The organism is Mesorhizobium sp. M0478, assembly GCF_040321305.1.
Lineage (GTDB): Bacteria > Pseudomonadota > Alphaproteobacteria > Rhizobiales > Rhizobiaceae > Mesorhizobium.
Genome location: NZ_JAMYRH010000011.1, coordinates 203,548 through 217,422 on the forward strand (window position 1 = coordinate 203,548; position 13,875 = coordinate 217,422).

10 protein-coding genes and 1 pseudogene are annotated in these 13,875 nt (G+C 61.9%); 6 read left to right on the top strand and 5 right to left on the bottom strand.

The window, feature by feature from the left end:
• Positions 1 to 135 precede the first annotated feature (135 nt).
• Positions 136 to 744, top strand: coding sequence for a hypothetical protein (locus tag NKI64_RS24270; protein WP_023691231.1), 609 nt, complete (start codon positions 136 to 138; stop codon positions 742 to 744).
• Between the two features lie 238 nt (positions 745 to 982).
• Here NKI64_RS24270 and NKI64_RS24275 read toward each other — a convergent pair whose 3' ends face one another.
• On the bottom strand, positions 983 to 1,252 hold the full coding sequence (locus NKI64_RS24275; RefSeq protein WP_023667468.1) for a DUF2798 domain-containing protein: 270 nt from the start codon (positions 1,250 to 1,252) through the stop codon (positions 983 to 985).
• A gap of 47 nt (positions 1,253 to 1,299) precedes the next feature.
• Positions 1,300 to 2,184, bottom strand: coding sequence for an NmrA/HSCARG family protein (locus NKI64_RS24280; protein WP_352670520.1), 885 nt, complete (start codon positions 2,182 to 2,184; stop codon positions 1,300 to 1,302).
• Positions 2,185 to 2,303: 119 nt separating this feature from the next.
• Here NKI64_RS24280 and NKI64_RS24285 point away from each other — a divergent pair, with 119 nt between their 5' ends.
• Positions 2,304 to 3,197 (top strand): LysR family transcriptional regulator, encoded by an 894-nt coding sequence (locus tag NKI64_RS24285; protein ID WP_023691233.1) that lies wholly within the window; start codon positions 2,304 to 2,306, stop codon positions 3,195 to 3,197.
• A 166-nt stretch (positions 3,198 to 3,363) separates the two neighbouring features.
• Here the strand turns inward: NKI64_RS24285 and NKI64_RS24290 are convergent, their stop codons facing one another.
• From NKI64_RS24290 to NKI64_RS24300, 3 genes are all read right to left on the bottom strand, one after another.
• Positions 3,364 to 4,977, bottom strand: coding sequence for a DEAD/DEAH box helicase (locus NKI64_RS24290; protein WP_031196539.1), 1,614 nt, complete (start codon positions 4,975 to 4,977; stop codon positions 3,364 to 3,366).
• Positions 4,978 to 5,169: 192 nt separating this feature from the next.
• Positions 5,170 to 5,937: an NAD kinase gene (locus tag NKI64_RS24295; RefSeq protein WP_023667464.1), complete on the bottom strand. Its 768-nt coding sequence runs from the start codon at positions 5,935 to 5,937 to the stop codon at positions 5,170 to 5,172.
• A gap of 444 nt (positions 5,938 to 6,381) precedes the next feature.
• Complete coding sequence (locus NKI64_RS24300; RefSeq protein ID WP_352670523.1) at positions 6,382 to 9,357, bottom strand: caspase family protein; 2,976 nt, start codon at positions 9,355 to 9,357, stop codon at positions 6,382 to 6,384.
• Positions 9,358 to 9,642: 285 nt separating this feature from the next.
• On the opposite strand from NKI64_RS24300, the pseudogene NKI64_RS24305 reads away from it, so the two are divergent.
• The 4 genes and pseudogenes from NKI64_RS24305 to NKI64_RS24320 all read left to right on the top strand — a co-directional run bounded on the left by NKI64_RS24305 (position 9,643) and on the right by NKI64_RS24320 (position 13,654).
• Positions 9,643 to 10,676 (top strand): annotated as a pseudogene (locus NKI64_RS24305) (extracellular solute-binding protein).
• Between the two features lie 97 nt (positions 10,677 to 10,773).
• On the top strand, positions 10,774 to 12,201 hold the full coding sequence (locus tag NKI64_RS24310; RefSeq protein WP_352670525.1) for an amidase: 1,428 nt from the start codon (positions 10,774 to 10,776) through the stop codon (positions 12,199 to 12,201).
• A 69-nt stretch (positions 12,202 to 12,270) separates the two neighbouring features.
• Positions 12,271 to 12,960 (top strand): TetR/AcrR family transcriptional regulator, encoded by a 690-nt coding sequence (locus tag NKI64_RS24315; RefSeq protein WP_023688400.1) that lies wholly within the window; start codon positions 12,271 to 12,273, stop codon positions 12,958 to 12,960.
• A 142-nt stretch (positions 12,961 to 13,102) separates the two neighbouring features.
• The gene (locus NKI64_RS24320; RefSeq protein WP_023688401.1) at positions 13,103 to 13,654 is read left to right on the top strand and encodes a DUF2569 family protein; all 552 of its coding nucleotides are present in this window, start codon (positions 13,103 to 13,105) and stop codon (positions 13,652 to 13,654) included.
• Positions 13,655 to 13,875 lie beyond the last annotated feature (221 nt).

A 13,875-nucleotide genomic window follows, 5' to 3' on the forward strand; every position in this document is an offset into this window, starting at 1 on the left:
AATCCCTTTCCGGAGGCCTTGGAAGGGATTAGCATTGGTGCGGTTCCAGAGGGGATGGGGCGGTACAAACGGCCGCGCAGTCACTTAGTCGGCCCCGGTCCTGCACGGCCAGATAAGGAAATCTGGGAGGAATGCATGACAAGAACAGCTCGTCTTGGGCGTTGCGGCGTCCTCATTTTGACAGGTCTGGTCTCTGCTTGGTGCGCGGCGGCCACGGCTCGAGCCGAGGACGCCAACAAAGCCGACATCGAAGCGTTGAAGAAATCGCTCGCCAAATATGAAGACTACACGGTCGCCGTCCGCGACCTTTATCTGTCGACTGTCGGGTGCGTCTATTACAGCGGGGACAGGATCGAGGGCGCAATGGACTATCCGAAGGGCGCTATGGGCATCCATTTCGTCAACGTCCCGAGTGTCGGTCAGAAACTCGATCCGATGCGCCCCAATGTGCTGATCTACGAGCCGACCAAGAAAGGCTTGAAATTGGTTGGCGTGGAATGGCTGGTGCCCCTGACGCCAGACACCAAGGAACCTCCAAAACTATTTGGCCAGACCTTCATGGGACCGATGGAAGGGCACTATCCGCTCATTCCGAGGGAGTTCGTCCACTACGACCTTCATGCCTGGCTGTTCAGAGACAATCCGAACGGCATGTTCAGTCCGACCAACCCGAACGTGAAATGCAGCAAGGCAGAGTTTCCGATGCTGGAAAACCCGACCAAGATGATGCCCGGCCCGATGTGACGGACGGGCCAGGATAGGAGCGTGCCAAGAGTGCAAGCTGGCCGGCTGCATTTGAGAGCGCTCGGGAGTCAGGCTCGGACGACGATCGGCATGAGGGCCGGCGCGCATGAAGGCTGCCCGCATGAAGACAGGTATCTGGTCGCGGAAGTCGACAATGGCGCTGCGAGCCGTCAGTCGAAGGTAAAAGCGGCCCGCAAGGGCCGTTCTTGTTTGGCATGTCGGACTCCGTAATCAAGGCCTACGAGGTCGGCTGATCGACAATTGCCGCAACGATACGGCGCACGATCGGCAAGACCAGCAGCAGACTTGGAAAGCCCACTAGCCATGATGCTCCCCATGCATACGGCCAGGTCGCCACGAAACCGGTTGTCCAGCCCGCATTGATCAGCGTCGCTACCGCGGAAACAATGCACGACATCAGGATGGAAAGTACGAATGGCATTACCAGCGCATTGTAGGAGGCCGGTAGCTTCCTCGATTTCAAAACCTTGTGGGATGACGGTCGCATCACCTATCTCCTTCTCGAAAAGTGGAAGTATGCGCGGCTGGGCGCAGTCAGGCGGCCTGCGCCATTTGCTGGGCAAGGTTTCGAATAAAGCCGCGCAACGAACGCGGTTCGCGGCCCAGGGCGGCGCGCAATGTCAGACTGTTTCCGCCAAGGCCATAGTGGGCATAGTGGGCGTATATTTTGGCCAGCACCTGCATTTGGCGGTCATTGTAGGGAAGGCGTGCCTCGGCCGCCCACTCGCCAAATGTCGGCTCACCAGAAGAGATGGGTCTGCCAAGTTCCTCACTCATCATCGCAACGATGTCTTCCCGGTTGTGCATGCCGTCAGCGCACAGATCGAGGGTCGCGTAGGACAATCGCGCTTCGGTTAGGGCGATCGCCGCCACCTCAGCGACATCGCGGTAGTCGACGCGGGCCAGCTTCGCCGTCTTTGGAAACGGTTCCGAGAAAACACCATGTTCAACGACGGACGGCCAGGCCGCTGCGAGGTTCTGCATGAAATTGGCAGGGTGCAGAATCGTATATTCCATCGTCGTCGAGTAGAGAGCAGCCTCGACAGGCACCTTGCTGGCATGGTTCTTCAGTCGCGTATTGGTAGGCTGGATCACCGACGAGAAGACGAACTTTCGAACTCCTGCTCGCGTGGCGGCCTCAACCATGGCAACGCCCATGGCTGCTTCATCGGGAGCAAAAGCCGGCCCAATGTGAAAGACGCCGTCGACGCCCGCGACCGCCCTTTCGAGGCTCTGACGATTTCGCAAATCTCCTGTCGCAACCTCGGATGCCCCCACCTTCCGGGCCTTTTCGGCATTCGCAGGGTCGCGAACGAGCGCTCGAACATTGGCATTGCGGCGGACAAGTTCAGGCACGACAAGTCCCGCAACTCGGCCTGTGGCACCAACAACCAGAACAGTTGGATTGGCTACTTGCATGACGATTTCCTTCCATCAAGCCTGTCCTCGCGGGACAACTTGCAGAGAGGTACGACGTCGCAATTGTCGTTACAATTACCCGTTTTTGCGATATATTATGTCGAATGTCGGGAGAATGCATGAGCCGGATGGACGATTTCGAGGCTTTCATCGCGATCGTCGAGCATGGAAGTCTGACGACTGCCGCACATCGGCTGAACCGCTCGCTGCAGTCGGTCAGCCGGTCCCTGGCGGCACTGGAGCAATCAGTCGGCGTCGAGCTGATCCACAGGACAACGCGTCGCTCGACACCAAGTGAAGTCGGAGCAGCCTTTTTCAACCGGATCAAACCCGCGGTCGACGAAATAAACGACGCAAGACTTCAGGCGATCAATCAACGATCGGAGCCGGCAGGCGTCCTGCGCATCGGGGCGCCGGTTCTGTTTGGCCCGAACGTCCTGATGCCTGTCATCGCGGAATACATGCGGACATTTCCCCGGGTCGAGGTCGATCTTCAACTTTCCGATGGATTTGCCGATCTTGGCGCCGAAGGTCTCGACCTGGCAATACGCATCGGCGATTTGCCGGATTCCAACTTGAAAGCCAAACGCCTGGGAGCGTTGCGGCGCGTTGTGTTCGGCGCGCCTTCCTATTTCGCGCGGTGCGACCGGCCGGCCCATCCCTTCCAGCTGAGTGAGCACAGTTGCATCATCAGAACCGCTAACGAGCGTCCAGGTGAATGGACGTTTCAGATCGACGGGAAACCCCGGACCGTGAAGGTCGCAGGCGCTTTTCGCTCCAATCTGATGACCTCGGTCTATGCCGCCGCAATCCACGGACTGGGTTTGGGCTTCTCGCCTCTGTGGCAGATAAGACATTTGGTCGACGACGGTCTCGTCGAACTGGTTTTGACGGAATTCGAGCCGGCACCGGTGCCGATCCATGCCTTGTGGCAGGAAGGCCGGTCATCTTCGGCCAAGGTTCGGGCATTTCTGGATTTATTGGCATCCCGCCTGGAACTCAAAAGCCTGTAGCATCGACGGGTATTTGAAGCGCTCCAGGCCGGAAGAGATCGGGCAGATCGAGCCTGTCTTGCGATTACCGCGCATGGCGCTGATTGATCCTGAGCGGGCTCCAGATCTCGCATCCCAATCGCGTCCAGGAAAGCCGCGCGTCCTCGGGACGCCGCGGCTCATGGAATCAGACCTTGGCGACGATCTTCATGAAGGCCGGCATGTCGTCGCCGAAGCCGACGGTGCCGTCATTGTCTTCACCGCGGTTGTTGCCGCGGGCAGGGCGGCTGTTGCTGGCGCGCTGCGGCCTTGTGTCGCCGCGTTCCGGGGCGCGGTTCTCGTTGTTGCGATCGGAGACCTTGCGGTCGCTGTTTTCGGAGCGGATCGCTTCCTTGCGCTGATGCCGTTCGCCGATGTCGGCGACCGCGGCCTCGGCTACCACCGGCTGTTCCTCGCGCGCGGCATCTGCCGCTGGCGCGTCGTCGCTGCGCTTGGCATGGCGTTCGCGCGGCTTGCGCTCGCCACCCTCCTTGCGATCATGGGCCTTGCGGTCCTCGTCCTTGCGGCCGGCGCGGCGCGGAGCGCCACGGCCACGGCGGGGCGCTTCGTCCTCGCCGCCTTCGCTGGCGACCACGGTCGACAGGTCGCCGTCATGCCACTCGATCTTGTTGCCGATCAGCCGCTCGATGGCGTCGATGTATTTGGTGTCGGACTTGGTGGCGATGGTGAAGGATTTGCCCGAGCGTCCGGCGCGGCCGGTGCGGCCGATGCGGTGGACATAGTCTTCGGCGTGGATCGGCACGTCGTAGTTGAAGACGTGGCTGACGTCGGGAATGTCGAGGCCGCGCGCGGCGACGTCGGACGCCACGAGATAGCGCAATTTGCCATCGCGGAAATTGGCCAGCATCTGCATGCGGGCGCGCTGGTCCATGTCGCCATGCAGGGCGCCGGCGTCGAAATCATACTTCAGCAGCGAGCGGAACAGCTCCGCGACCTCGACCTTGCGGTTGCAGAAAATGATAGCGTTCTTCAGCTCGGCGTCTTCGGCCTTTATCAGATTGCGAAGCGTCTCGCGCTTGTCCCACGGCTTGGAGCCGGACTTGACCAGGCGCTGGATGATGTTGGTGGCAGCGGATGCCGCCTTGGAAACCTCGACGCGCACCGGCGCATGCAGGAACTTCTCGGTGAGCTTGGTGATCTCCGGCGGCATGGTCGCTGAGAAGAACAGCGTCTGCCTGGTGAACGGGATCATCTCGCAGATGCGCTCGATGTCGGGGATGAAGCCCATGTCCAGCATGCGGTCGGCCTCGTCGATGACGAGGATCTCGACGCCGTTGAGCAACAGCTTGCCGCGCTCGCGGTGATCGAGCAGACGGCCGGGCGTGGCGATCAGCACGTCGGCGCCGCGCTCCAGCTTCTTGTCCTGCTCGTCGAAGGAGACGCCGCCGATCAGCAGCGCGATGTTGAGCTTGTGGTTCTTGCCGTATCTGATGAAATTCTCTTCGACCTGCGCGGCGAGCTCGCGCGTCGGCTCGAGGATCAGCGTGCGCGGCATGCGGGCACGGGCCCTGCCTTTTTCGAGGCGGGTCAGCATCGGCAGCACGAAGGAAGCCGTCTTGCCGGTGCCGGTCTGTGCTATGCCCAGAATATCCTTGCCGAGCAAGGCATGCGGGATGGCGCCAGCCTGGATCGGCGTCGGCACGGTGTAGCCCGCATCGGTGACTGCGGAAAGGACCTTGGGCGACAGGCCGAGGTCTGAAAAGGTCAACGCTTCTAGAGCGGTCGTGGTGTCTGAGGACAAGAGTTGCTGTCTTTGGCTGGTTCGGGGAAGCGCAACGGCATCCGTCGCGGCAAGCACAGCGTGCCTGCAAGATTGGTATTGCGATTAGGCGCAAGCCCGCGATTTGTCAACAGAAACGGGCGGGATTGGCACGATTGTGAAAACGTAAGCTTAATCGCGATGCTTAATTAGGTAGTCACTCTTTGCGCCGGCTCAATAGCGAAACTGCTCGGCGAGAATGCGTTCGTTCCACGAATGGTTGGGATCAAACAGCAGCGTTGCCGTCGCAGTCGGCGATTCGCGGACCGTTACGGAAGCCACCGCCTTGACCTCGGTGTGGTCGGCGGCGGTGTTCACCGGGCGCTTTTCCGACTCCAGAATATCGAAGCGTACGGTCGCCTTGTTTGACAACAAGGCACCCCGCCAACGGCGCGGCCGGAACGGGCTGACCGGGGTCAGCGCGAGCAACGGCGCATCCAGCGGCAGGATCGGCCCGTGCGCCGAAAGATTGTACGCGGTGGAGCCGGCCGGCGTCGCGATCATCACGCCGTCGCAGTTCAGTTCCTCGATGCGGACCTGCTCGTCGACGGTGATGCGGATCTTTGCCGTCTGGTAGGACTGACGCCACAGCGCCACCTCGTTGATGGCGAGTGCCGAAACCGTCTCACCCTCATGCGTCACCGCCAGCATTTCCAGCGGGCGGATCGTTTCGGCGACCGCGGCAGCAATGCGCTCGGTGAGGCCGCCGACGCGGTACTCGTTCATTAGGAAGCCGATGGTGCCACGGTTCATGCCGTAGACCTTCTTTCCCGTGCTCATCGTGTCGCGCAAGGTCTGCAGCAGGAAGCCGTCGCCACCCAGCGCCACCACCACCTGGGCGTCGTCGAAGGATGCCTGGCCATAGCGGGCCGACAGGCTCTCCATCGCCGCCTTGGCATCGGCAGTGTCGGAGGAGACGAAGGCGAGATTGGCTTTGCTCATGACATTCCGATGGCGGTCGGCCGATGGCGGTCGGCGGCGGTTGCGTGGGGTAGCATGGGCAAGCGCATCTGCAAAGGGAGGCATCGTCCGGCGCAGTTGCGGCCGCGGCGAAACGAAATCGGCGGCTCGCGCTTCATGTCGCCGGAACGGCGAATGTTATGGTTAAGAGCGAGCTTAAACACTCGTAAAGCCTGATCGATCATGTTAGCCGACAGAGGATGGGTGGCTGGGGGCTAGCCAGTCGAGACCTGTCTATTGCCGGTGACACGCCTGATTATCGTCTTCCTTGTGATGGGAAGTTTCGCCCTTCTCTTTGCGGAGCTTGTGCGGCAGTCCGAAGACATGAGCTCCAGGCCGATGGCCTCACGCTGCGGCGGCGCTGGCGTGCCATGCCCCCAAAACGCGTTGTAGGCTGAAGCCAATCTGCCAACGACGATCCATCGCTCACTGCGCGACGATCTGAAGATTGGCGTTGCCGTAGAATGTGTAGGCGAGATAGGTCGGATCGCCGGTCTGGTAGAATTCTCTGCGGACATCCTGCAGGATCTCGGCCAGATAGACCGGCCCGTCCTTGATCCGCGTGCTGATGCCGCCATAGAAATCGGTCGAGAAGGCCGCTGCCGCGCGGTCGGTCAGTGGCCACATGCCGCCGATGAAGCCGGAAGCGCCGCCCGCCAACACCGCCGGACCCCAGCCCTGCACGAAGCCGCCGAGCATCTGGGAACGGCCTGTGTCGCAGGCGTTGAAGAAGTAGAACGGATTGCCCTTGCCATGCGCGGTCGCGACCAACGCAGCCCATGTATCCGGGTCGAGCGACTGATCGACGAGATCGATGGCAAAGACCGGCCGGCCGCTGCTCGGCTTGTTGACCTCGCCATGGCCGGAGAAATGAATGAAACCGGTCGAGACTTCGCCGACCAGTTTCTCGAAAGAGATGAAATCGCCATCGAAGCGGCGGTAGCCGGCAAGCTTGCTCAGTGCCGCGATCTCGTCCTGCTGAAAGCGCAGCGACTGCTTGTCGACATAGGAGGGCGCGACGGCCGCGACGCCGGTGAAGGTCATGCGGTCGAGCGGGTTGTCGACCTGTGAGGCACTGCTGCGCGGAGCCCAGCGGGCCAGCCGGTAGCCCATGCCGAGAAAACCGTCGGCGGTTGCGCCGTCGGCGCTGCGCGGGCGGATCAATTCCCAGGGCAGCGTCGGGCTGTTCGAGGTGATCTGGATCGAATGCAGTTCGCCTTTGCCGCGCAGCGACCAGAACACGTCCTTGAACGCTTTCGGCACATAGTCGCGGTAGAGCGCATCGCCAAAACCTTCGGCGGCGAGCGTGACAAAGCGCTTTTGCGTCCCCGGATCGCTGCTTGCGGCAGGCTGCTGCAGCGAAACGGCCCCGCGCAAGCTCAGGCCGAGCTGCAGCAGGCGGCGGTATTCGGAGTCCAGCCACGCCGCCATCTCAGGTGGCGTCGAGAACGTATCGGTCACCGGACCGGCCAGATGCGGCGAATGGATGATGATCTGCCCCGAACCCAGCCCGCTCGGATCGTCATAGAGGATGGTCACGTCGAGATCGGGAACGTCATCGCCGCCCGCGCCGCCAAGCGTGACATCGCCTGTCACCGCCGGTTGCGGCGGTGTAGCGGCCAGCATCAGCATGGCAGGTGCTGCGGAGCGTTCGGCTGTGGCGCTCGGAGCGGCTGCCTCGACAGGCGCTGTGCGACGGATGACAACGGACCGCGACGCCGATCCGAGGAACCTCCCGGCGCTGTAGATGCGTGCGATGAACTGGGACGGCTTGCTGTTCTTGGCGATCGGCCGCGCCTTGACGTCGAAGCGGACGAAGTCGCTGTCGCCCTGGCGGTAGAGCGTCGTCCGTCGGCTCGATTTGCCGCCGTCGGTGAGATCGAAGCCGGAGGCGAACAGATCGATGTCGATCGGCCATTGCTCGGCTCCTGCCGGCATCGCCATGGCCAGGGCGCCATCTTCCGTCACCGACGAGCCCGGCGCTGCCTTCACCTTCACTTCGGGCGTGAATTGCTCTTCGGTAAGGGCGATCGAAACGGTCACCGTCTCGCCGGCGACAATCTCATCCGGCGCATCGATGGTTGGATGGCGCACCACCTCGACAGCGCCCGTCTCGGGGTGTGGAAGGGCGCCGCCGGAAGGAGGGCTTTGCGCCTGGTCGATGGGCGGCGGCGCTGGTTTCGGTGGCGCCTGCGCCTCCGGCGGACTTTCGGCGCCGGTCGCGGGTGGCGGGGCCGATGTCATGCCATCCTCAGGGGGGATCCTTGCCTTATCGGGGGGCGGTTCGGCGCCGGTGGCTTCGCCATCCTGCGGATAGGTCCCGCCGAGATTGTTCTGGGCAGCGGCCGCAGCCGCGTCTTCAAGACGTTGCTTTTCCTCTTCGTATCGTTGCCGAGCCTGCTCTTCCTGCAATTGGCGCTGCTGTTCCTGGCGTTTGTATTCCTCGTAGAGCGCCGCCTCCTTGGCGCTGTCGCCCATCGCGGCATCGGGACTGCCGGAGCCCGGTGCAACGTCCATGGGGTAGGGCTCCTGACCGCTGTCATCGGCGTAGTCGCTGCCGTCAGGCTGCCAACCCCCACTCCGGGAGATGTAGCCGCCGCTCGCCATCGCCGGCGGTGCCGGTTCCGGCACAAGCGGCAGCGCCGGTGCCGCGCCGGCCACTTGGTCCGGCGTCAGCACAAAGGCAGCGTCTGCCGAGCGGCCATATGACATCCATGGCCACTGGGCGCCTGACGTTTTGTCGATAGTGGTTTGCCTGACCGAGGCGAGGATGATGGCTATGTCCGCGCCGCGCTTGACCAGCGCAGCGGTGAGCGCATCGGCAAATACGGTGACGGGGCGGGCTTCGTCCAGTGCAACGGTTCCGGGTTTGGCCGACAGAGCGACGATGGCGTGGGTGAGGGGATCGACCGCAGCCAGACCCTGCATCACGCCGGAAGTAGGGTTGTGGCCATCGCCGGGATTGTCGAGCAGAACCACCTTCAATGTCGGGGTTGCCTCGAGCGCCTGCATGAACAGATCGAGGGGCAATGCCGTCTGGTCGACCGTTTCCTTTGAATCGATCCGGGTGCCGCGCGTCAGTAAATAGTTCCTGCCGTTGGCCTGCGCGGTGTGGCCGACATAGTAGAAGATGCCGACGGAGTCCGGATTGGCCAGGGATTGGGCGAAATCATGCATGGCGCGCGCGACATCGGCGCGGTCGCCATCCGACACCTGCCGGACGGTGAAGCTAAGCGATCGTAGTGTCGCTGCAACGAGTTCGGCACTGAGGTCGGCGTTGGCGATTGCCGGTGAGCCCTCAGAGGCCGGATTGGCGACAACCAGCGCTATCCGCTCTTCGCCGCGCGCAGCGGAGAAGAGCGCCATGGTCATCAGCAGCACGACCGCCAGAAAAAGGCGCATGACCGTGATCCAAGCCCTGCAGGCTGCGGCGCTCACGCCACGGCTTGCCCCAATTCATCAATGGCCCAACCTTGACCATATCATGTCGGCTTCGCCGGCGCACTGCCGGTGCCGATGATGCAGTTGTGTCGCTAAAAGATATTGACTGTATGTTTAGTAATTAATACCGTTGCCCGAGATACCGAGTTGGTCAGCCGGCATTCGCCGGTGAATGATCACCAGGACGAAGGGAACTTAGGGACTCGAGGCGCAATCCCGCCGGTCCCAACAATGGGAGACACAAGCATGCAGTTGAAATCGACCGCCACGGCGCTCGGCCTGTCGCTGCTGGCGATGACCGGCATTGCCCGCGCCGAGGGCGAACTCCAAATCTACAATTGGGGCAACTACACCAGCCCGGACCTGATCAAGAAGTTCGAGGAAACCTACAAGGTCAAGGTTACCGTCACCGACTACGACTCCAACGATACGGCTCTGGCCAAGGTCCGCCAGGGCGCTTCCGGCTATGACATCGTCGTTCCATCGGCCAGCGTGATGCCGATCTGGATCAGCGAAGGCCTGCTCTTGGAAACCGATCCCAACACGATGGAGAACTTTAGAAACGTCGATCCGAGATGGGTCGACGTGCCGTTCGACCCCGGCCGCAAATATTCGGTGCCGTGGCAATGGGGCACGACCGGCATCTCGGTCAACAAATCGGTCTATGCGGGCGATCCGAACACCTCGGCGATTTTCCTCGATCCGCCGCCGGAACTCGCGGGCAAGATCAATGTCGTGCCCGAAATGGGAGACATCATGTTCCTCGCCATTGCCTATGAGGGCGGTAAGTACTGCACCGACGACAAGGTGCTTTTGAAAAAGGTGCATGACAAGCTCATCGAGGCGAAAGCGAAATGGCTGTCGCTCGACTATGCGGCCGTCGACGGTCTCGGCAGGGGCGACATTGCCGCCGGCGTCAACTGGAACGGCATATCGCTGCGCGAGCGGCTGGAGAACGACAAGATCGTCTACGGCTATCCCAAGGAGGGCTTTCCAATCTGGATGGACAATGTCGCGGTGCTCAAGGATGCCAAGAACGTCGAGAACGCCAAGCTCTTCCAGAATTTCATCATGGACCCCAGGAATGCAGCGATGATCTCGGCCTTCGCGCACTACGCCAATGGCATCAAGGGCTCCGAGCCCTTCCTGCCGGCCGATATGAAGGGCGCGCCCGAAGTGGATGTTCCGGCCGAATTGCCGACAAGGGCCAATTCATGTCGGCCTGTCCCGCCGACGTCCAGGCGCTCTACACCAGGATCTGGACCGATCTGCAGAAATAGCAGCGCCGCCGGCCGAAGCTGACCAACATCGGGCCGCGCATCGCGGCTCGGCCATCCCCAATGCCAGATGCCGTAAAGCCGCCGCGGGAGATTTTTTATGTCCGATCTCGACTTTTGCTACATGCCGGCCAGCGAGGCGTTGCGGCTGTTCAAGGCGAAGAAACTGTCGCCTCTGGAACTGATGCAGGCCACCATCCGCCGCGCCGAGGCAACCAAGGCGACGATCAACTGCCTCACCTTCACGCATTTCGACGAGGCGATGGATCTCGCCGGAAAAGCCGAGGCGAAATACGCCAGAGGCGCCAGGACCGGCGCGCTCGAGGGCCTGCCGATCGGCATCAAGGATGAGAGCTACATCAAGGGCAAGCCGACCTCGCATGGCTCGCTGCTGTCGAAGGATGCCATTGGCGGCCATACCTCGACGATGAACGAGCGTGTCATGAAGGCGGGTGGTATCGTGCACGCCCGCACCGCGACGCCCGAATTCAGCTGCGCCGGCTATACCTGGTCGAAGCGCTGGGGCGTCACGCGCAACCCCTGGAATCCGGATTTTACGCCGGGCGGCTCGTCGGGTGGTTCGGCGGCAACGCTGGCGTCGGGCACATCGTCGATCGCCACCGGCTCGGACATTGCAGGCTCAATCCGTATCCCTGCCTCGGCCTGCGGCCTCGTCGGCTTCAAGCCGCCTTACGGCCGCAATCCCGATGAGCCGCCGTTCAATCTCGATTTCTACTGCCACACCGGGCCGCTGGCCCGAAACGTCGGGGATGCGATCCTGCTGCAGAATGTCATGGCCGGACCGAGCCCGCTCGACATCGCCACGCTGCGCCCGAAACTGCGCCTGCCGCTCGACTACAAGCCGATCAAAGGCTGGAAGATCGCTTTCTCCATGGATCTCGGGTCCTTCGAGGTCGATGCGGACGTGCGCAAAAACACGCTCTCCGCCTGCGATGTGTTCCGCTCGCTCGGCGCCACTGTCGAGGAGGTGGACCTCGGCTGGGGCGACGAGGTGCTCAAGGCCGGCATGGCCTATCTCGAACATCTCTTCGGCGCCTCGCTGTCGCCGCTGCTCGCCAAGCACGGCAAGGACATGACCAGCTATGCCAGGCAGTTCGCGCAGGACGGGCAGAAGTCGAAGGCGACGGATTTTGTCGCGACGCTCGATGTGGCGGCCAGGATGTACCTGACGCTGGGGCCTTTGCTGGAAAAATACGACGTGCTGATCTGCCCGACCAATGCGCTTCCCGCAGTGCCGGCGGAATTCGATCAGACCAAAGGCAAGGTCGAGATCAATGGACGAGAGGTGAACCCGTCGCTGGGCTGGGTGATGACGACGCCGTTCAACATGCTGAGCCGCTGCCCGGTTCTGTCGATCCCGTCGGGCCGCGCCGCCAACGGCGTGCCGACAGGCATCCAGATTGTCGGCCGCACCTATAGCGACGCTGACGTGTTCCGGGCGGGTATGGCCTATGAGACGGCTCGTGGTCAGTGGTACACGAATGCCGGGACACGCCCGGCGCTGTGAGTCCGCAGGGCGCCGGCATGCCAAGGCAGCGGCGGGATGTTTCGGCCGCCGGGGAAAGGCCTGACGACAATGGCGCAACGCATAGCCACTCCGGATGCGGGAAAAAGCAAGGCGGCCAAGGGTGCGGCGAACGACGCCGCGCCCAAGGACCGCCGGCGCGAGCGCGGCGAAGCGAGCGTCCAGCGCATCATCGACGCCACCATCGAGCTCATCGCGGAGGAGGGGCTGGCCAGCGTCACCATGCAGCGCATTGCCGAGCATGTCGGCTCGTCCAACGCACTGGTGGTCTTTCATTTTCGCAGCAAGGAGAACCTGTTCCGGGCCGTCCTGCAATATCTCAGCGACCAATATGACGCGCTGTGGCTGACGCTGGTGCGGGCGCCCGGCCTGTCGCCGGTCGAGCGGGTGTTGGGCGCGGTCGATTGCGCGCAGCGCTTTGCCCGGCAGCATCCGAAATGGGTCTCGGTCTTCGTCGTGTTTTCCAGCGACCGCAAGAGCATGCAGATCTACAATGAAATCGGCCTGCCGAGCGATCTCGCCTACACGGCCGAAGCGCGCGAGCTGCTGATCGAGATTTCACGCAGCGGCGGTTACACCGGCGTCGACATAGACACGCTGTCGGAGAGCCTGAACTATCTGGTGCATGGCGCCTGGTATTGGGACCATCTCAACCCGTCCAGCCGCGACACCGACGTGCTGCGCAAGACCATGCTGCTCCTGCTGCACCAGGCCTTTCCGCGGCATTTTGACTTGGGGTGAGATGCGGCCATTGCGAGCGACGAAAGCGTCCTCTGCAAACCTAAACCCGAAAATCTCTACGATGCCTTGATCTCTGTAAAAACGCTTGCACAATCCAGAGGTGCGAGCTAAACAACCCAGGGATGTATTCGAGGGTGGGTAAATGTGGCATTGGGCGATACTTCTGTTGCTGATTGGCGTGCCGGTTTTCTTCGCCGTCCGGTCGTCGCGCAAATCGTCACAGAGCCCAGATGACCTCGTGGGGTTCGGCGGCTGGCTGATCCTGCTGGCGATCAGCCTGTCCCTTTCGCCGTTGCGCACACTTGTCGATATGGCCAGTCTGGTCAAAACCTACCAACAGCTTGTTACAGTGCCCAACGGGGCCTTGGCCATCTATGGCGAGGCAGCCCTCAATCTGGCATTTCTGGTGCTTCAGCTGGTCGTGCTTGTTTCGATGCTGCGGCGAAGCCACCGCTTTCCGCAGCTGTTCATATGTCTGTGGTTCGCGATCCCTCTCTTATTCGTACTGGACACAGTTTGGATATCGACTGTTCTGGGTGTCCCGGTAAACCGTTTGCTTGCCGGAGGAGCTCTGGTTACACCTTTGGCATCCTTCATAGTCACAGGGATCTGGGCCGCCTACGTCTACAGGTCGGTTAGGGTGAGGAACACGTTCGGCGATACGGCAGCCATACAGGCTGCCACATTTTCCTAGAAGGTCCGACGGCTGCGAGTTGGCCTGATGTCGTGCTGCCAGCTCCGCCGAATAGAACCGTCGGCAGTCCTCCTTCGACTAACGAGCTTCGAGTGGCCTGCCACCCGAAGCTCGAAGAGTGCCCTTCCCGAGAGATGGGTGACAGTTCATTCCGGAGACATGGGTTACACTTTCGGCCCTTTGCAAGGAGAGCAAGGTGCCTTGGAAGGAGTGTAACGTCA

Coding starts and splice junctions, on each gene's coding strand:
- NKI64_RS24270 (WP_023691231.1), top strand. CDS start 136: ATGACAAGAACAGCTCGTCTTGGGCGTTGCGGCGTCCTCATTTTGACA.
- NKI64_RS24275 (WP_023667468.1), bottom strand. CDS start 1,252: ATGCGACCGTCATCCCACAAGGTTTTGAAATCGAGGAAGCTACCGGCC.
- NKI64_RS24280 (WP_352670520.1), bottom strand. CDS start 2,184: ATGCAAGTAGCCAATCCAACTGTTCTGGTTGTTGGTGCCACAGGCCGA.
- NKI64_RS24285 (WP_023691233.1), top strand. CDS start 2,304: ATGAGCCGGATGGACGATTTCGAGGCTTTCATCGCGATCGTCGAGCAT.
- NKI64_RS24295 (WP_023667464.1), bottom strand. CDS start 5,937: ATGAGCAAAGCCAATCTCGCCTTCGTCTCCTCCGACACTGCCGATGCC.
- NKI64_RS24300 (WP_352670523.1), bottom strand. CDS start 9,357: ATGCGCCTTTTTCTGGCGGTCGTGCTGCTGATGACCATGGCGCTCTTC.
- NKI64_RS24310 (WP_352670525.1), top strand. CDS start 10,774: ATGTCCGATCTCGACTTTTGCTACATGCCGGCCAGCGAGGCGTTGCGG.
- NKI64_RS24315 (WP_023688400.1), top strand. CDS start 12,271: ATGGCGCAACGCATAGCCACTCCGGATGCGGGAAAAAGCAAGGCGGCC.
- NKI64_RS24320 (WP_023688401.1), top strand. CDS start 13,103: ATGTGGCATTGGGCGATACTTCTGTTGCTGATTGGCGTGCCGGTTTTC.